Here is an 18,988-nt window from a genome sequence, read left to right as displayed (position 1 = left end):
GTTTATATGCACTTCTGGCGCACAAGAGGCACCTTAACCGTCAGTAAAGCTGACGTCAAGATGACTCAACCCCAGCAGTGACGGGGGCTGCAGAGAATCGCCCCCGATCATGCTAATTATTACGACAACTGATTTCCCCGAACTGCTTCATTTACCTGATTAATTGTTCCGCTTTCGATACGATTTGCGAGCTGGATCGCGCAGGCAGATCATAATTGTAAATATCTGTACGATACTGGGTACGACCATCTGCACCAACAAATGCCGTCAGGTAGTAGAGATTTACCGGAATCGACTGCCGAATATTGACGTAACGCGTATCACCCTGCTTCAGCGCATCAGAAATACGTTTGTCATTCCAGCCTGCATCCTGCAACAGCATATTCGCCAGATCGGAAGCTTTATTCACTCGTACACAGCCTGAGCTCAATGCGCGTGTATCACGCTTGAACAGATTGTGGTTCGGCGTGTCATGCAAATAAATGGCCTCTGAACTCGGCATATTGAATTTATAGCGCCCCAGCGAGTTCCGCGGGCCTGGAGCCTGCTGGAAGCGAAACGGTAAATTTGAGGCCGTGATTGTAGACCAGTCAACCTGCCATGGGTCAATCGCTTCTCTGCTGTTCCAGCCGCGCATCACCGTATAGCCATGGCTTTCGAGATATCCCGGATCGTTGCGCACTTTCGGCAGAATATCTTTGCGTGCCAGAGTTGGTGGTACGTTCCACGGCGGGTTTACCACTACGTTGTTAAGTGCACTACTCATCATCGGCGTTTTGCGATCGGGGCGACCGACAATGACTCGCGAATCCAGCACCTGATTGCCGTTCTGATAGTAGACCAGCGAATAGGCTGGAATGTTAACCATAATCCCGGTAGAAAGCTCTGTTGGCAGCAAGCGCAATCGCTGGATGTTGAGTGCCAACACGCCAGCACGCTGGGCGGGCGTTACGTTTAACCAGTCACGCGTTGCCGGGCCAATAGCGCCATCTGCTCCCAATCCTTGCCATGCCTGAAAACGTTTAACGGCTTCCACCAGTTCATTATCGTAGGCGGCACGAACGGCAGGCGCAGGTTTACTACGAGACGTCGTTTGCTTGTCCATCGGCTTAGTTTCTGCTGTTTCAACAGTAACAGCGGATGGGCTGACTACCGTGTCAGTTGGCGTGTCATCGCCAGGTAGAGTAATTTTCGGCCCCCCGTCCAACATGCCTGTACGCTGCAATATTTCGCGCAACGCCGGTACGTCGTTACTCCACTGCCCTGGGCGCAACGTTGCTTTGCCGGTCAGTTGGGGCCACGGTTTGGTGTCACTGAGTAAGGCCAGTAACGATTCATGCATCGCTGCATATTGCGGATGCTGCGGTGCCAGACCTGCAACAAACGTCGGCAATTGACCTTTATCCAGCGCCAGTTGCCATTGGTTAATCACCGAGAGCGGCGGCGTTGAAAGCGCATAAGGTTTACTGCTATATAGCCAGCGAGTGCCTTTGACCGGAATATTTGCAATGAAATGGAGATAGCCCATCATCGCATCAGAGAGCACGACGTCGCGTGCCATCCCGTTAACACCAGGATCGGTCAGTAACTCTACCCATTTATTAAACTGCGGCTGGAAACCGGCAATCGCCACCTCTGCCAGCTGTTGCTGGAAGGCTTTAACAGCATCACGGTTTTCCCACATGGATTGCATATCGCGTGCGGCATACAACAGTTGAAGCTGGTTAAGATAAACCGGCTTATAACCTGCGGGTAATTGAGATTCGATTTGCGTGCGGGCCTTTTCTGCCGCACCTTCAGGCAATGGCTGGATCCCCGCCATTATTGCCGTGGCTTGCGCCTGCGGCAGTGCCTCGCCCTGTTCACTGACAGCCACCGGGCTGTCGCCAGGGATTACTTCAGGCTCATCGGCCTGCGCATTGAACAGTGGAGCGAATGTTACGGCCAGGCACAAACTGATTGCCGACAGCCGACGACCACACATCATATTAAGCAACATCCCTTGCCCCCTGTTTTTATCATACTCTGAATAGCCAGGCTGTTATTTTACGACTTGCCTGTACAACGCCAATACTCACGAAAGTATGACGAGCAAGCCTGTTACTCATCAGGCTTATCTTCAGTATATAAACGCCGATACGTTTTTACATAACCTAATGTAAAGAAGTTTAAAGAAAAGCGCGCCGTAATGTGCCACTTTTTTAGTGCAGAAACGGAGTTTTCGGAAAAAGAAAAGGCGGCATTGCTGCCGCCTTCATTTTAACTCGCCTGGGAAGGCGCTTCGTCACTTCCTGGAAGCGTTTCAGGGAGTTGCGGCGCAAATCCTCGCAGGCCGACGACGTGAACGTGTTCGGTATTCTGGAAGACTTTACGCACCAGTTTATAGGTGGTGCCTTTTTCCGGACTGATATTTTCCGGCGCTGCGATGATGAGCTGCATTTGCAAACGTTCACACAATTCAAACAGCGTGGCGATAGAACGAGCATCCAGTCGCGCTGCTTCATCGAGGAACAGCAGGCGGCAAGGAGAGATATCTTTACCGCGCAGGCGGCGAGATTCATCTTCCCAGCTTTGTACCACCATCACCAGAATCGACATACCGGTACCAATCGCCTCACCGGTCGACAGAGCGCCAGATTCTGCGCGCAGCCAGCCATCAGAACCACGGTTAACCTCAACTTCCATTTCCAGATAGTTGCGGTAATCCAGCAGTTCTTCGCCAATGGTCTGCGGCGTGCGCTGCCCCATATCAATCTGCGGATTAAGACGCTGATACAGTTTCGCCAGCGCTTCTGAGAAGGTCAGACGGTTGCTGTTAAACAGATCCTGATGTTGCTCATGCTGTTCAGAGAGCACATCCAGCAGCATGGCGTGCGTTTCACGCACGTTCACGTTGAGACGCACGCTGTTCACCTGGCCAAACGATACGCTCTGCAAGCCCTGGTTGAGCATACGGATACGGTTCTGCTCGCGCTGAATGGTTTTGCGAATAATGTTCGCCACGCTGCGGGAACTGATCGCCAGTTTCTGTTCACGGGAGGTTAACTCTTCGGTCAGACGGCTAAGTTCGATCTCCATCTGTTCGATAGCTTCCACCGGATCATCGGTACGAATAATATCCTGACGAATACGTTCACGCAGATGCTGATAAACCGCCACGAAGAACTGAATTTTACGCTCCGGACGTTTCGGATCTTCCGACATCCGCAGCACGTCGCGCAGATGTTCGTTATCCGCCACCGCCAGACGCAGCGCACCCAATGCCTTATCCGACATGGAACGCAAATCATCAGCGGAGAGATAAGCCAGCTCACGACGGTGTAAGCGGCGTTCAACGCCGTTATCTTTCACCATGCGCATGACTGCACACCAGCCCGCTTTCGCGGTCACTACCTGCTCGCGCATCTCAAAGTAATCACGCTCCAGCTTGCGCAGTTTGCGGGTCAGGTTGTCCATCTCCGCTTCGCAGAAGGTGAGCGCTTTTTCCAGTTGATTGCGGCGCGAACGGTTATTGCTCAGTTGCACGTGCAGCTCGTCACGGCGAATACGCGCCCGCTCTTCTGCCCCGCTATCAGCTCGCACGCCGATATCCTGCAATTCACGTTGCAGATCATTGAGTAGCTCTTTTTTGGTGTCGTAAGAACTTTTCAGCGAAGCCAGCACCTGGTTGTACTGACTCAACTGCGCTGCGTGTCCGCGCAACGCTTCACGCGCGCGGGTACGCTCCGCTTCCGCCTGTTCCAGACGTTCACGCAGTTTTTCGTTGAGATCGCTGTTACCGCTCAGCATTTCTGCCGAGTCAGAGTAGCTAAAGTGCGCACGACGCTGCACCACTTCCGTCAGGGCAAACGCCTGCTGACGGGCATCGCGCTGCATCTGCTGAGAGTACGCGTAATCTTCTTTTAACTGTTCGAACTGTTCCGGGTCACTCTGCAATACCGAAACGATCGGTTCCAGTTTCGCCAGTTGATTACCGAACTGCTGAACAAAACGCGCGGCTTCCTGGGCTTCATCCAGACGTTCGCGGATTTCATCGACGCGATCTGCCAGGCTGTCATCAGCCAACAGGTTGAGACGCGGCAGAATGCGGTTCAGCGCCGTAACGCCCTCTTTCGCCTGCTCAAATTGAATACGCTGCTGCTGGTTATCATTTTCATGATTACTCAGCGCCCGCTCCAGTTCGACGCGACGGCTGTTCAGTTGACGGATTTCTGCTTCCGGATCAGACTCAAACGCCACCGCCAGATGACTACCGATAAAGCGGCTGAACGCCTGATGCAGACGCTGGGTTTTCTGTACATCAAAGGAGAGCGTGGCGAAGCGTTCGGAAAGCACTTCACGCTCGGCATGGAGGCTTTCAATACGGCTTTCACGCGCAGCACGACCAAACAGCGGCACTTCCGGGAAACGTGAATAACGCCACTGACGATCGGCGATTTTCACCACTACCGCTTTTTCCAGCTCATCAACGCTGAACACGCTGTCATCGAATGACTGCGGATCCCCTTCGATCAGATAGAGATCTTCCGGGCAATCGGTCAAGCCTTCCAGGTGCTCGGTTACCTGTGACAGATCTGGCACCACGATGGCGTGGCGTGACGGGCCATACAGCGCTGAGAAGTACGGCGCATCTTCCAGGCTAACGTCATCATAAATTTCTGATAGCAGCACACCACCAAAACGCTCCGCCAGCGCGTTCAGACGCTGATCTTCAGAGCCGCCTGGCTGGCTTAAACGTTCGATCTCTTCATCGACGGCGTTTTTGCGTGCGCCAACTTCGTCACGTTCAACAATCGCTTCGCGCTCACGCTCCAGCAACTGTTGCAGATATTCGGTGACATCCTGGCTGGAAGAGAACTCTTCGCCGCACTGTTCGCTCAACTGGTTGAGGCTGTTTTGCGCTGCCAGCCAAACCGGTGCACGCTGCATCAAACTCTGAATGCGAGACTGCAGCTGTTCCTGTTCCTGGCGCAGTGCCATGCGCTCTTCACGGGCGTTAGACACGCTATCGGAAAGAGAGGCAATGCGTGCTTCCAGCTCCTGATGCAGAGCTTCCAGTTCATCAATATCAAAATTCTTGCCCTGACGTTTGCAGAAATCTGCCAGCAGGCGTTCGGCTTCTTGCTGCTCGCGCAGACGCTGTTCCAGTTCGCTTAAGCGCATCCGCAACGGTTGAACCTGCTCTGCCAGGTGACGCTGATCGACCCCTTCGCGCAATAGTTCGCGAGCGACATCCCACGCCTCGTTACGCGCCAGCGGGCCATTAATTGCCACCACCAGCTGATAAGCCTGCTCAAACTGGCTGTGTGCGGTTTGCGCCATGCTCATTTTCTGCTCAAGAGAGAGCATTTTTTCAGTCGCTTCCAGCTCTTTCGCCTGGAAGGTTTCCAGCCATTCGGCGGCGCTGTCGGCGGTTAAGTCCGGCAGATGGCACAGTTCTTTGGCACGATTAAGCGCAGCAATCGCCTGGTTATACTGGATCGCGCGCGTTTGCTGGACGTCCAGCGCCTGCTGATAGTCAGCAAGCTGGCTTTTCAGCTCGTCCACTTCCAGTTCGGCAGCTTCCGCACGAGCCTCGTTCTCTTCCTGGCGTTCGATGGCTTCTGCCACCACTTCGTTTTGCTCTTCCAGACGGATCTGCAGCTCATCGAGATCCGCTTCGTAACGTTCGATCTTCTCCTGCTGACGCAGTGCGGTTTGCACCAGGTTCAGGTGATCGCTGGCCGCCTGATAATCCGCTTCCAGATCGCCTTCGGCACCGTTGTGCTCTGCCAGCTCACGCGCCATATCGACGTGTTTGTACTGCTCAGCCGCCAGTTGCTGACGCGAAGTGTGTAGCTCGCGACGAAACTCCAGGGCTTTGTCGAGATGGACACGGCGCTCGTTGGCGTGACGCATGTAGTCCGCCGCCACGTAGTTGGTGGCTTCGCTGATCAGATGCTTAAACAGGTCACGGTCCGACTGGGTGACACGAATCGCTTCCAGCGTCATGCGGTTTTCGCGCAGCGCCGCTTCCATGTCCTGGAACGCTTTCCGCACGCCGCTGTTTTCCGGCAACAGGTAGTCGCGCAGAGAGCGCGTAATGGCGCTGGAGATCCCGCCGTACAGCGAAGCTTCGATCAGACGATAGAATTTGCTACGGTCAGACGCTGAGCGCAGACGACGCGCGATGATGCCCAGATCGAACATCAGCGAGTGGTAATCGGTAATGGAGTTGAACTGCTTAAACTGCACGCCTTCCATCGCCTCGAGCTTGTCTTTCAGCTCGTTCAGCGGCAGTACACGCGCCTGGCGTTCGTTGAGGGTTTCGGTCACCAGCTGCGTCGGCAGCACCGACATCGGCAGGCCCTGAATGGCAAACGGTTTGATATCGACTTTACGATCGCGTCCGGCAACCTGTTGCAGACGCACACCGACCACCACACGCTGGTGGCGCGAGTTAATGGTGTCGAGCATCGAATAACAGACACCCGCTTTCAGCTTACCGTGCAGACCTTTATCGCGCGAACCGCTGGTGGCCCCGGCTTCCGTGGTGTTACGGAAATGCAGCAGGGTCAGGTCGGGGATCAGCGCCGTAACGAACGCCGCCATGGTGGTGGATTTACCCGCCCCGTTACCGCCGGAGAGCGTCGTAACCAGCTCATCGAGGTCAAAAGTTCGGGCAAAAAAGCCGTTCCAGTTAATCAGCGTCAGTGAGCGAAATTTACCGCGTTCAATCATTATTCTTCCTCTCCGCTATCTGGCTGACTCTCTTCGGTTTCATCGTTGAGTTGCAGATGATTTTCAATCGGCATTGCTTCGCCATCACGAATCAGGCGACGCTGTGCTTCACGGGGATCGTCGCCAGCACGCACATCGGCTCCGAAGCGGAACACCGATTCGGTAATGCGGAACTTGCTGCTGTCGTGGCCCATAAACCACACCATGCCCAAACGACGCAGACGGTTGAGCGAAGAACGTACTTTCTCCTGCAACTTCTGCCGGTCAACGTCTGAACCGGTTGAACGGTTGTTCACCAGTTTCAGCAGTTTCGCTTCATCGGCCAGGGTGAGCAGTTCGTCGTACAGTTCCTGTTGAGTAAAAATCCCCTCATTCGCCAGCCGTTCCGGGCTGAGATAGAGATAACAGAGGATTTTCCCGACCATCATATCCAGTTCCGACAAGACAGAACGAGGGATCAGCGTGGTGGAACGTGGGCGTAAATAGAAGAACCCTTCCGGTGCACGAATAAGCTCAACGTTATAACGCGCGTAAAACTCTTCCAGATATTCCTGAAAATCCATCAGGAATGCATGATTATCCAGTTCGTCGAGGCCAATATGGCGGCCTGAACGTAAGGCGCTATCCAGCGCCGGAAATAACGGATTCGCCAGCGCCTGCGCCAGCTTAACCGGCATCACTTGTTCAATATTTGTCGATGACATGCGCCTGTACCTTGGCTCCGTAATCATTAATCGGCTGCCATTTCGCTGGCAGTCCGGTGAAATCTGCTTGCGCTACGCCAAGACGTACCGCCTGATCAATAACAATGCGCGCAACGTCAAAGTGACGTGCACGCGGATACTGTGACAGATATTCGCGTACCACCAGACCAAGATCCAGCGGCACTTGTCTGGTTTTGTACACGGCGAGTTGTTCTTCGATGATCGCCGCCAGCTGTTCGCGGATCTCGTTAAACTCTTCGTATTCCAGATCCTCAGGAAGTTCCCCAGTCACTTCTTCATCGCGCAGTGCCATCTCTTCGTCACGCATATCCAGCAGACGATCGGCATTGGCATAAGTTAGCGCCCACGGCTCATCAAAATAGGTTTGTACCGACTGACGTAACCGCTGAGCAAAGACACGGTTTTTATCCATATCGATAGCGGTACGGATAAATTTATGTACGTGGCGGTCGTAGCCAATCCACAAATCGATGGATTGCTGGCCCCAGCTGATAATACGGTCAAGTTTGCTCTGCAGATCGAATACCAGACGATCGACAAAATGCAGATCGTCATGGGTCATCGTCGCATCCTGAATGCGCAACAGATTAGCCTGCAATTTGTCGCCTGCCGCTTCCAGCGTATCCTGCAATTCACGCAGCGTTCCGGAAGTTTCCGAAAGCAACAATTCACAGCTGGAGATCGCCGCCCGCCAGTCTTTGTTCAGCAACTGGGCGATATCGTCCTTCACCTGCTGCTGCTGTTCGTCCATCAGACGTTGCGTCAGGTCGATACTGTCGAAAATTTCTGCTACCGAATATTTCAGTGGCGCATAAACATTACGGTGCCAGTGAAATTCATCACCGCCCTCTTCGGCGGCATCTGCCGCGCGTTTGAGCTCACCCGCCACAATCGACAACTGCATAGAAAGGCGCAGCGTAGAAAACTCGCGCTGACGGATGTAATAGTCAGTAATGCCGATGCCGAGCGGCGTCAGACGGTAAATTGCGTTCGCTTCCGCCTGCTCGCTGGTAAAGCGGTTCAGCAGACGTTGACGCACCATGTCGTTGATCGCGTTGTTGGCGCGCACGCCGATGGTTTCGCTGGTTTGCTCAAACGCATCACTCACATGGCGGAATGCATCCACCAGCTCGCCTTCACTCATCTCACCATCCAGACGCTCGCCGTTCAGCGTGGCAACCGCCAGCAGAAAAGAGAGTCGGTCTACCGGCAGCGAGATGGAGAAGTCATTTTTTCTGGCCCAGGCAACCAGTTCGGGGACTGTCTGGGAAAATTCACTCATACTTTATCCTTGCTCTGCGGTTTGCGCGCGGTGACATGAATATAACGCCCCAGGGTAATATACGGTTCCTGACGGCAATAACGCGTTTCTAATTCAAGTAATGCTTCATAGCAGTCGCGCTGCTGGTGCTTCTCGCGCAGATAATCATGAAACACGCGAACGCCTGTCTTACCCATAATTTGCCAACCAGCTTCTTCCAGCCACAGATAAACCTGCGCCGGGTCGCGTGGATAATCTGGCGAAAGCGTCCGTTTTTTCTTTTTCGGCATTCCCGCCTGCACGTAATCAAAATTCCCGGCGACCATGTTATGCATCAGCAAGCCGTGCGCATTGTAGAACATTAACGACAACACACCGCCTGGACGCAACACTGACCACAGGGTCTGTAATACGCTGCGGGGATCGGCCACCCACTCGAGCACCGCATGGAACAATATCAGATCAACGGGCGTTTCCAAATGCGAAGCAACATCCTGAGCGGCGCAATGTATAAATTGCATGTTGTCGCTCACACCTTTTGCTTCTGCCGCCTGTTTTGCGCGGTCGATCATCTGCGCAGAAAGATCGCATAAAATGACCTGATGCCCGCGCTCAGCCATTTTGATTGCGGTCTGCCCTTCTCCACCGCCAGCATCCAGCACACGCAGTTTTTGCGGGCCCATTTCCGCCAGCACGCGATCGAGATCCTGCCACAGAATAGCCTGTCGAAGCTGCCCTTTGGTGGTGCCGTAAATGTTACGGGAAAACTTTTCCGCAATATCATCAAAATTGCGATCCTGCATTGCTTTCTCCACCGGTTGGCTAAGACGTTTTCTGATAAAGACGCTATTTTGTCACAGCCACGGCGAGAATGAACCCGTCTGGTGTAATATCGCTGGCGATCCCTTGTTATATGGTTAAAAAAGGAACCAGAAAGGATGCTTTTTACACTGAAAAAAGTGATTGGCAATATGTTGCTGCCACTTCCGCTGATGTTGTTGATTATTGGCGCTGGCCTGGCGCTGCTGTGGTTTAGCCGTTTTCAAAAAACCGGGAAGATTTTTATTAGCATTGGGTGGCTGGCGCTCTTGTTATTGAGTTTGCAACCGGTAGCCGACCGCCTGCTGCGTCCCATCGAAAGCACCTATCCGACATGGAATAATTCGCAAAAAGTGGACTATATCGTGGTGCTCGGAGGTGGTTATACCTGGAACCCGCAGTGGGCACCAAGCTCGAATTTAATCAATAACAGTCTGCCCCGCCTGAATGAAGGTATTCGCTTATGGCGCGAAAATCCGGGATCAAAACTGATCTTCACGGGAGGCGTAGCAAAAACCAATACGGTGAGTACAGCGGAAGTAGGTGCCAGAGTTGCGCAATCGCTGGGCGTGCCGCGCGAGCAAATTATCACCCTGGATTTGCCAAAAGATACCGAAGAAGAAGCTGCGGCAGTGAAACAGGCGATTGGTGACGCCCCTTTCCTGCTGGTGACCTCCGCATCACATCTGCCGCGGGCGATGATCTTTTTTCAGCAGGAAGGGCTAAATCCGCTGCCAGCCCCGGCGAATCAGTTGGCCATCGCCTCGCCGCTTAATCCGTGGGAACGGGCAATCCCTTCTCCGGTTTGGTTGATGCATAGCGATCGTGTTGGCTATGAAACGCTTGGCCGCATCTGGCAGTGGCTAAAAGGTTCGTCAGGCGAGCCACGGCAAGAGTGATTTTGATGCCAGATCGAAGTTGCGCCGACTAAATCGTCCGGTATTAACCAGTTGCGCAACTTCATCCCATAACACATACAACCAACGCCGCCAGATGAATGACTCCGCCACTGGCGCGCGTTGCAGGTAACTCCAGAGCAAATCTTCCGCCAGAGAATTATCCATTAGTCGGAACAGTTCGTATTCTCGCGGTGCCCAAAGCATTAGTCCCGGCCCGACCATCGCCAGTAACTGATCGCTGCGCGAATCTTTCAGCATGCTGCGTAAACAGAAGTTACCGTGAATCAGCACACAATTGTCGTTAAAGCCTTCAAATAATGCCGGGAGACATTCGCGAGTACGAAACAGGATCCGCTTATCCTGCATCGTTAGACCGGTGTTATTGAACTGATTGAGCGTGGTCCATAGCACTTCAACATGTTGCCGGTACCATGAGGGCCAGAAATTTTCCTGAGTATTGTCGACCGCGCCGACGCAACCGCGACTGTCCTGACGGTGCCAGGCCAGTAAGGCTTCAACGATTTGATCTTTGAGTTGTTCCCAGCGTTCTGGTGTTCGGGCTGGTGCCTCCACCGAAACACCACGCATCCGCTCCAGTAGCAGGACATCGGGGCCGGGGTGTTCTTCATGCGTCATCACACCATAAATAGTCGGCATACGGACAGTCCCACTTCTTGCCAGCATGGTGGTTTTCCATGCCAGTTGTCGGGCTTTTCCGGGCGTACTAAAGCTTCTTGCCATTAACGGCATTGGGTTTCCCTGGCTGTCATACAAAGCCCACAACGCCGTATCCGCTTTTTCATTGACGCACTCAATACGACTGAGTTTTTCGCCCAGTAAATGGCTTAATTCGGCACGCAGCTGTTCCATTCAGATTACCCTCATAAAAGCTACTGCTTTCATAATGAGCGCCAATATAAAAGATGTCACCTGAATGAGATCAATTGTTGAAAAGAAAAATTGAGGAAAATCGTAACGGTACGACACTCCTCCCAAAATTGGCTGGAGTGTCGTGAAGTGAAATTAGCGCATTTCAGCGCGAACGCGCTCGAGATCTTCAGGGGTATCCACACCTGTGCCAGGAACGTCCTGGGCGACAGCAACATGGATTTTTTCGCCGTACCACAGAACACGAAGCTGCTCTAACATTTCGATGTGTTCTAACGGACTTGGCTGCCAGTTGACGTAACGACGGATAAAGCCTGCACGGTAGCCATAAATACCAAGATGACGCAGGAAGTTATCGCCAACGGTTTCAAGGCCTTTTGCAAAACGATCACGATCCCAAGGAATGGTGGCGCGAGAGAAGTACAGTGCATACCCTTCAGCGTCGAGGACCACTTTCACCGCATTCGGGTTAAACGCTTCCTCCGCATTGTGGATTGGCACCGCCAGAGTCGCCATACCCACCTGACGCTGGGCGAGATTATCAGCAACCTGACGAATGATTGTCGCAGGGATCATCGGTTCATCCCCCTGCACATTAACGATCACCGTGTCGTCGCTGAATGCGCATTTTTCGACAACTTCCGCCAGACGTTCTGTTCCTGACTGATGATCGGCGCGCGTCATACATACTTCACCGCCAGCGGCTTCAACAGCGCGGGCAACATCCTCATGATCGGTTGCCACGATGATGCGCTCGGCACCTGATTCGCGCGCGCGTTCAAGAACATGAACAATCATGGGTTTGCCGTTAATATCAACCAATGGTTTACCGGGCAGACGCGTGGACGCGTAGCGCGCGGGAATAATGACCACAAAACTCATGATTTACTCTCATCAGCAGTCAGCACGCGGGCTTCCGTTTCCAGCAACACTGGAATGCCATCGCGCAGCGGGAAAGCCAGGTTGTCCAGTTTGCAAATAAGTTCTTGTTTTTCCTGGTTATACCAAAGTTTTCCGTTGCAAACCGGGCAGGCAATGATTTCAAGCAGACGATGATCCATAGTTCCTCCAGATGGATCGGGTTATGAATGCATAAATCTTATCATAATCATTTATGCGACGGGGTCTATTTCCCAGCCGGTGCGGCAATCAGTAAAGAGGCCTTGCGGGCAGCGTCCTAATGTCACCCGCGTTGCCTGCTGCCAGTTAGCGAAATCAGTAATCGCCTGACGTAACCCTTTTTGCAGCGTTGTCGTTGGTTTAATGCCTTCTTGTAACCACAGAGAGATAACTTCAAGGATGCCTGTCTGGCGATGCATTTTGGCATCCATTCGCCCAACTAATTGCCCACGATGTAATAACGGCAGAACAAAATAGCCATACTGGCGTTTCGGCGCTGGGGTATAGCACTCCAGCCGGTAGCTAAAATCAAAAAGCTGCTCTGCGCGTTTGCGATCCCAGACAACAGGATCAAAAGGCGAAAGTACCGCGCTGTGCGTTGCAGTGAGCTTTCCGGCCAGTGCACGCTCGAGTAGCGGCAGCAAATCAGCATGCAGCCAAAGATTGCCCAATTTTTCAACATGCACAGCAATGATTTGCTGCTGTTCAGCCCTCGCTTCGCGCCAAACCGCCAGTGCCGGACGTTTCAGCCGATAGTAATCTGCCAGCCACTGTTCGCGGAATATGCCAAGGCTACGCGCACTGTTATCCAGCATGATGATTTCTGCTTCTGTTTGCGAAACGAGATCGCGCTCATCATCCCAGTCAGGCATGACACGATGGGTTAAATCATAAACGCGCTGGAAGTTGCGCCGTTCAATCACCATCACTTTCCCGGCTGTAAATAAACCTTCCAGATGCCGTTTATGCGGCTTCCATTCCCACCAGCCGCTTGCACCTTTACGAGAATGCTCGAAATCGGCTGAACGTACCGGCCCCTTATCATGAATATGCTGAATTAACTGTGCAATTTCCGCCGCATGTTCCTGCATCCAGGCGTCTTTGTATTTCCAGCCCATTTTTTCAGGTGCCAGCATGCGGTGGCGAATAAGACGAAAGTCGCTACGCAGCATAAAGCAGGCTTCATGCGCCCAGTATTCCATTAATTCACCACGCGCCAGAGAATCATCCAGCCACTGCGCAGGATAATTTCCCAGACGACTGAAAAGCACCAGATATGGGCTACGGGCAACAATATTGATGGTATCGATTTGCAGCAAGGACATGCGGGAGATCGTTGCCGGAATATCCTCCAACGATGCTCGACGGCGGGGTTTGTTTAACAGGCCTTGCGCGGCAAGGTGAAGATTACGCGCATCAGCAAGGGAGAGGTGCGGCAGCGACATTCATGACTCCATCAATCGAACGCTGCCGCGGCGTAACTAGTTGCCAGAAGCCAGCGAGGTTAGTTGCGCAAGCAGTTTCGCTGGTTCATCACCTGAAAGCTGTGCGTCTACAGGCAAATACCACCAATTTTCTTCTGCAAAGGCCCGGCATTTCACCGCATCTTTTTCAGTCATTACCAGCGTTTGCCCGGCGCTTACCAACACGCTGACATCCGCATGATTCAAAGACTGATGATCGGCCAGCGGTACACATTTTTCCGGTTGTACGCCACACATCTTCAGCGTGGCAAAAAAGCGCGGCGGATGACCAATCCCTGCCATCGCCACCACATGTTCAAGCTGAGCAACGTCACAACGCGTACCGGTACGTAAATTCACCGCCTGACCCGGCAGCAGATGCATGGGGATTTCACCGCTGCGGGGGACACCACCGTTGACGATTACCGCATCAACCGACTTTAAGCGCCCCGCTCGCTCACGCATTGGCCCCGCCGGCAACCACCAGCCATTGCCAAAGCGACGCACACCATCAATAACGACAATTTCCACATCACGCGCCAGACGGTAATGCTGTAAACCGTCGTCGGTTACGATGATCTGCACATCAGGGTGTTGCGCCAGAATGGCTTTTATCGCATCAGAACGCACGGGAGAAACCGCAACAGGCGCATCAGTGCGTTGATAAATCAACACAGGTTCATCACCCGCCTGTGCTGTGGTGGTATCTGCCGACAATAACAGCGGATAAGATTCAGCCTTACCACCATATCCCCGCGATACGACCCCCACGCGAATACCGCGCTGTTGCAACTGTTCCACCAGCCAGACAACGACCGGGGTTTTTCCGTTGCCGCCTGCGGTGAGATTACCAACCACGACAACCGGTACGGGGGCACGCCAGGCGCGCTTCAGTTTTAGTTTATAGCAAAGACGGATCGCGCCACTCACCAGGCCATACAACCAGGAGAGTGGCAGCAATAGCCGCCACAAAGGGGATTCACCAGACCAGATTTTTTCGATCATTGACCAAACTGCATTTTGTGAAGTTGCGCGTAAACGCCACGGTGCTCAAGCAAATCGTTATGCGTACCGCGTTCCACAATGACACCATCCTCGACGACCACGATTTCGTCTGCCTTTTCAATGGTAGACAAGCGGTGGGCAATCACCAGAGAGGTACGGTTTTTCTGCAACTCATCCAGTGCCGCCTGAATCGCACGTTCGGATTCGGTATCCAACGCCGAGGTAGCTTCGTCCAGAATCAGAATCGGGCTATCACGCAACAAGGCTCGAGCGATGGCAATACGCTGACGCTGACCGCCAGAGAGCAGCACGCCGTTTTCACCAATCACTGTATCGAGACCGTTATCCATCTTATTGATGAAGTCCATGGCGTAGGCCATACGCGCCGCTTCTTCAATTTGCTCACGGCTGTACTGTTCAGTCCGTGCGTAAGCAATGTTGTTAGCAACAGTATCGTTAAACAAATGGACATTCTGCGACACCAGAGCAACCTGGTTACGTAACGACGCCAGGGTATACTCGCGCAGATCGTGACCATCCATCAGGATTTCGCCTTCATCAATATCGTAAAAACGTGTGATTAGGCTGGCGATGGTTGATTTACCTGAACCAGAGCGTCCAACCAGAGCAACCGTCTTCCCTGCCGGAATTTTCAGGTTGATGTTACGCAATGCGGGCACGTCACGTCCTGGATAAGTAAAGGTGACATTGCGGAATTCCACGTCGCCAGTCGCACGCTCGATCACGCGCTTACCTTCGTCTTTCTCCTGCTCACTGTCCAGAATGGTAAACAGCGTCTGACAAGCCGCCATACCGCGCTGGAACTGGGCGTTAACGTTGGTCAGCGATTTCAGCGGACGCATCAGTGCAATCATTGAAGAGAAAACAACGGTAATCGTACCGGCAGTCAGGCTATCCATGACACTTGGGAAGCTCGCCGCATACAGAACAAACGCCAGCGCCAAAGAGGCGATCAGCTGAATGATCGGATCAGAGATGGAAGAGGCTGAAACCATTTTCATCCCCTGAAGACGCATTCGGTTACTGACTTTATCGAAGCGTTTCGTTTCCACTTCCTGACCACCGAAAATCAATACTTCTTTGTGGCCCTTCAGCATTTGTTCAGCGCTGGTGGTCACCTGTCCCATGGTGTTCTGCATGTTTTTACTGATGTTGCGAAAACGCTTCGATACAACGCGAATCGCAATCGAAACAATCGGTGCCAGCACAATCAAAATGATCGACAGTTGCCAACTGTAATAGAACATCATGATGAACAGGCCGATGATCGACGCACCTTCACGCACAACAGTAATCAGTGCGCCGGAAGAGGAAGAAGCAACCTGTTCGGAATCGTAGGTGATACGTGACAACAGCGTACCCGTTGACTGTTTGTCAAAGAATGAAACCGGCATTCCCATCATGTGACCAAACAGGCGGCGACGCATGGTCATTACCACCTTTCCTGATACCCAGGAGATACAGTAGCTGGAGACATAGCTGGTGATACCACGCAAAATCATCAGCCCGATCACCACCAGCGGCATCCACACCAGCACGGAGCGATCTGTTTTACCAAAGCCATCATCAAGAAGTGGCTTAAGGAGCGATAACATGAAGGTATCGCTGGCTGCGTTGAGGATTAACGCTACGCCCGCCACGATCAGACCCGCTTTAAAAGGCGCAATGGTTGGCCACAGTCGGCGGAATGTCTGCCACGTAGAGAGATCTTTGTCGTTATGCATTCAAAAAACCAGCATTTGTTGAAATAGCCGCATATTCTACCCGTTATCCACTGGCACGCCAAACCACTGATGATACCAACGAGGTAAAATTTGCTCTCTGAGGCTGCTAATCCGCCAGCCTTGCGCTGAAAAATTGACCGTCACTTGACCCTGATGTGGAGTATCAAGCCACTTATAACCTTGTTGTTGATAGCGATGCTTAACTTTGTTGGAGGGCAATCGCCATGCGTTATAGCGCGATGCCGATGCGAGTGCCACTTTTCCATTCACTCGCTGAATTAATGGCAACGATGATGAGGTATTACTGCCATGGTGAGGTACCTGAAGCAATGTTGCCTGCACTTGCTGCCAGTAACGGCTTAGCATCTTTTGTTCAGCGGGGGCTTCAATATCACCGGTTAGAAGAATGCTATTCGTCCCGTCATCAACCTTAACCACACAGGAATGGTTATTTCCTTTATCGTTGCTAGCTTGTAAAGGCCAGTGCGCGCTGAAACGCAATCCTTGCCATTGCCACGCTTCGCCACGCACACAGGGCTGATGATGTTCCCAGTTTAACGGACTTCTGATCCATAACATCGGCCATGTGTGCAATATTGAGTCCAGCCCTCCCCGGTGATCCAGATGTTCATGACTCAGAATAACGCCTTCCGGTTCAAGATTATGCCAGTGGAGCCAGGGGATAATCAGTTGTTGCCCACTATCCCCTTCGGGCCAGGCCAGTCCCGTGTCATAGAGAATCGCTTTGCCGTTTCGCGCAATGACCATTGCCAGCCCTTGCCCGACATCAAGCATGTACACTTGCCACTCGTCAGGTCGAGGTTTTTGCCACAGCGGCCAGCACATCAGCAAGCCTCCAGCCACACACATTGCTGGCAACGTTCGCCAGGCGTTTAATCGCCATACCACCAGTAAGAACCATGGGGAAAATGTTAGCCATTGCCAACGTTCAGCAATGTTGATCTACCCTTCCGGCAAACTCTTTAACCCCCAGAAAAGTAAAGCCAAAGACCGGTCGGCAAGAAACCATAACCCCTGTTCCAGGATTAACGGCCCGCTTAAATGCACAACCATCGCGGCGAGGATCAATGGAACCGTGATAAATGTCACCAGGGGAATTGCAAATAGATTTGCAATAAACGAGGTCAGACTAATGCCATGAAATATGACGATTTGCACGGGCATAAGCAGGAGGGTGATTCCCAGCTGCAGATGGATGAGGGAAACAACCGCGCGCAATACCGGCGGCAGTTGCCACTCCGGACAGGGAAACCACTGATACCAAAAAATCAGTGCCGCGACAGCAGCGACAGAGAGCCATAAACTTTGCGAGAGAATGGCAACAGGATCCATCAGCAAAATTGCCGCCAGACAACATATCCATACATCCCAGCCACTCCATTGTCGCCCACTTAACTTAAGCATTCCCCACATGGCAAGCGCCACCACGGTACGCAATGCAGGAGGTTGCATCCCAGTCAGCCAGGCATAAAAAGCAGCACAGCAGATTCCGCCAATTAATGGCATTTGCCAGTGGATCCAGCGCCCAGGCAGAAAAACTTGCCCACCGCGAATGAGTCCGGCAGCCAGCAACGCCGCAAAAGCGATATGCAATCCCGATATCGCCATTAAATGCGCCGTTCCAGTATCGCGCATGATATTTTTGATTTCTTTGGGAACGGATAACCGTTCCCCCATACCTAAACCAAGAATAACTGCATTCCACGGATAGGGTTGCAGCGTTGTTTGTAATGACGCCAGATACTGTGCACGCAAGCTACAATCCGGTTCAATGACACTTGCCTGCAGAAAGCGGCCGGTCAGCGGCTGATGCTGGGCAATGGCATAACGCTGGCTATCAAAGCTGCCATCATTAAGTTGGCCATGAACTGCACGAACTTTGAGTTTCATTGACCATAGTTGTCCGGCACAAACCGCTTGCGGGAGATATTCGCCATACAGCACGAGGCCTGGCGCAGGGAATATACGTCGACCTTGTAGATGAGTGACTTGACCGTAATGAGTGGTCATGCCGTCAGTAGCAGTGATCTCAACTATTGCATCCTGCGTCGCGCCAGTTAAGGTTTCTCCTGCCCACAAAATTTGCTTTGCCGCTGATATGCCCCAAAGAAAAAACAGCAACGTCAGCGCGATATAACGGACGGCTTTAACAGGAATAAATGCCAGTACGCAGGCGAAGACAGTCAGAAACGCAAGGGTTAATGTCCCAGGCAATTGGGGCAAAACCAGCAACGGAAAAATTCCGCAAATTATGCATACGCCGACTGTCGTTATTTTCATGCACCCCTCCGTATTTATGGAAAGTGTGCAACTTTGTTGAGCGGTTGTCTGGTGGGAGTTTTGCGTTCCCCGAGGCACGTTCAGAAGAATTTAACGAGAGGGTGAAAACTGTTCAAAACTCTGCGAGGCAGCTTCCAGTTCCAGATTAGAGAAAATAAATATCCTCCGGCATAGCCGGAGGTTTTTCAAATGCGCCTATAAGGCTCTCTTACCAGCCGCGCCCTAACAGGCGCACACGATCTGACATTTGCATCCAACTTCG

12 protein-coding genes and 1 pseudogene are annotated in these 18,988 nt (G+C 52.6%); 1 reads left to right on the top strand and 12 read right to left on the bottom strand.

All coding sequences use genetic code 11. The features are described from left to right. Nucleotides 1–151: 151 nt before the first annotated feature. The 5 genes from ldtD to cmoM form a co-directional block, all read right to left on the bottom strand. Nucleotides 152–1,999: a L,D-transpeptidase gene (gene ldtD, locus ACJHWK_RS18050; RefSeq protein WP_170886175.1), complete on the bottom strand. Its 1,848-nt coding sequence runs from the start codon at nucleotides 1,997–1,999 to the stop codon at nucleotides 152–154. A gap of 260 nt (nucleotides 2,000–2,259) precedes the next feature. Beyond that, complete coding sequence (gene mukB / locus ACJHWK_RS18045) at nucleotides 2,260–6,720, bottom strand: chromosome partition protein MukB (RefSeq protein ID WP_248422699.1); 4,461 nt, start codon at nucleotides 6,718–6,720, stop codon at nucleotides 2,260–2,262. Then, a complete protein-coding gene (mukE, locus tag ACJHWK_RS18040) occupies nucleotides 6,720–7,424 on the bottom strand; it encodes a chromosome partition protein MukE (protein WP_001295931.1) in 705 nt (234 codons plus the stop codon). The genes mukB and mukE overlap by 1 nt, the downstream gene beginning before the upstream one ends. Beyond that, complete coding sequence (gene mukF, locus ACJHWK_RS18035; protein ID WP_410234884.1) at nucleotides 7,405–8,727, bottom strand: chromosome partition protein MukF; 1,323 nt, start codon at nucleotides 8,725–8,727, stop codon at nucleotides 7,405–7,407. The genes mukE and mukF overlap by 20 nt, the downstream gene beginning before the upstream one ends. Continuing rightward, nucleotides 8,724–9,509: a tRNA uridine 5-oxyacetic acid(34) methyltransferase CmoM gene (cmoM, locus tag ACJHWK_RS18030; protein WP_001298300.1), complete on the bottom strand. Its 786-nt coding sequence runs from the start codon at nucleotides 9,507–9,509 to the stop codon at nucleotides 8,724–8,726. The genes mukF and cmoM overlap by 4 nt, the downstream gene beginning before the upstream one ends. A gap of 135 nt (nucleotides 9,510–9,644) precedes the next feature. On the opposite strand from cmoM, the gene elyC reads away from it, so the two are divergent. Continuing rightward, nucleotides 9,645–10,424, top strand: a complete 780-nt coding sequence (elyC, locus tag ACJHWK_RS18025) for an envelope biogenesis factor ElyC (protein ID WP_001522767.1) — start codon at nucleotides 9,645–9,647, stop codon at nucleotides 10,422–10,424. Here the strand turns inward: elyC and ACJHWK_RS18020 are convergent. The 7 genes and pseudogenes from ACJHWK_RS18020 to ACJHWK_RS17990 form a co-directional block, all read right to left on the bottom strand. Then, nucleotides 10,401–11,294, bottom strand: coding sequence for a YcbJ family phosphotransferase (locus ACJHWK_RS18020; RefSeq protein ID WP_000436922.1), 894 nt, complete (start codon nucleotides 11,292–11,294; stop codon nucleotides 10,401–10,403). The genes elyC and ACJHWK_RS18020 overlap by 24 nt on opposite strands. Before the next feature lie 153 nt (nucleotides 11,295–11,447). Continuing rightward, nucleotides 11,448–12,194 carry a 3-deoxy-manno-octulosonate cytidylyltransferase gene (kdsB, locus tag ACJHWK_RS18015; RefSeq protein WP_001522766.1) on the bottom strand — a complete coding sequence of 249 codons (747 nt, stop codon included), beginning with the start codon at nucleotides 12,192–12,194 and terminating at the stop codon, nucleotides 11,448–11,450. Next, complete coding sequence (ycaR, locus tag ACJHWK_RS18010) at nucleotides 12,191–12,373, bottom strand: protein YcaR (protein WP_000350058.1); 183 nt, start codon at nucleotides 12,371–12,373, stop codon at nucleotides 12,191–12,193. Before ycaR ends, kdsB begins: the two co-directional genes overlap by 4 nt. Before the next feature lie 51 nt (nucleotides 12,374–12,424). Continuing rightward, on the bottom strand, nucleotides 12,425–13,657 hold the full coding sequence (gene ycaQ / locus ACJHWK_RS18005; RefSeq protein WP_001522765.1) for a crosslink repair DNA glycosylase YcaQ: 1,233 nt from the start codon (nucleotides 13,655–13,657) through the stop codon (nucleotides 12,425–12,427). A gap of 36 nt (nucleotides 13,658–13,693) precedes the next feature. After that, entirely contained in the window at nucleotides 13,694–14,680 is a 987-nt protein-coding gene (gene lpxK / locus ACJHWK_RS18000; protein WP_170886177.1) for a tetraacyldisaccharide 4'-kinase, read from the bottom strand. After that, complete coding sequence (msbA, locus tag ACJHWK_RS17995) at nucleotides 14,677–16,425, bottom strand: lipid A ABC transporter ATP-binding protein/permease MsbA (RefSeq protein ID WP_000551270.1); 1,749 nt, start codon at nucleotides 16,423–16,425, stop codon at nucleotides 14,677–14,679. The genes lpxK and msbA overlap by 4 nt, the downstream gene beginning before the upstream one ends. A 36-nt stretch (nucleotides 16,426–16,461) precedes the next feature. Continuing rightward, a pseudogene (locus tag ACJHWK_RS17990) lies at nucleotides 16,462–18,726 on the bottom strand (ComEC family protein). Nucleotides 18,727–18,988 lie beyond the last annotated feature (262 nt).

Source organism: Escherichia sp. WS547 (assembly GCF_046486065.1).
Lineage (GTDB): Bacteria > Pseudomonadota > Gammaproteobacteria > Enterobacterales > Enterobacteriaceae > Escherichia > Escherichia coli.
Note: the sequence above shows the minus strand (reverse complement) of the source record. Positions and strands in the feature narration are given on the sequence as shown.

Coding starts and splice junctions, on each gene's coding strand:
- ldtD (WP_170886175.1), bottom strand. CDS start 1,999: ATGTTGCTTAATATGATGTGTGGTCGTCGGCTGTCGGCAATCAGTTTG.
- mukB (WP_248422699.1), bottom strand. CDS start 6,720: ATGATTGAACGCGGTAAATTTCGCTCACTGACGCTGATTAACTGGAAC.
- mukE (WP_001295931.1), bottom strand. CDS start 7,424: ATGTCATCGACAAATATTGAACAAGTGATGCCGGTTAAGCTGGCGCAG.
- mukF (WP_410234884.1), bottom strand. CDS start 8,727: ATGAGTGAATTTTCCCAGACAGTCCCCGAACTGGTTGCCTGGGCCAGA.
- cmoM (WP_001298300.1), bottom strand. CDS start 9,509: ATGCAGGATCGCAATTTTGATGATATTGCGGAAAAGTTTTCCCGTAAC.
- elyC (WP_001522767.1), top strand. CDS start 9,645: ATGCTTTTTACACTGAAAAAAGTGATTGGCAATATGTTGCTGCCACTT.
- ACJHWK_RS18020 (WP_000436922.1), bottom strand. CDS start 11,294: ATGGAACAGCTGCGTGCCGAATTAAGCCATTTACTGGGCGAAAAACTC.
- kdsB (WP_001522766.1), bottom strand. CDS start 12,194: ATGAGTTTTGTGGTCATTATTCCCGCGCGCTACGCGTCCACGCGTCTG.
- ycaR (WP_000350058.1), bottom strand. CDS start 12,373: ATGGATCATCGTCTGCTTGAAATCATTGCCTGCCCGGTTTGCAACGGA.
- ycaQ (WP_001522765.1), bottom strand. CDS start 13,657: ATGTCGCTGCCGCACCTCTCCCTTGCTGATGCGCGTAATCTTCACCTT.
- lpxK (WP_170886177.1), bottom strand. CDS start 14,680: ATGATCGAAAAAATCTGGTCTGGTGAATCCCCTTTGTGGCGGCTATTG.
- msbA (WP_000551270.1), bottom strand. CDS start 16,425: ATGCATAACGACAAAGATCTCTCTACGTGGCAGACATTCCGCCGACTG.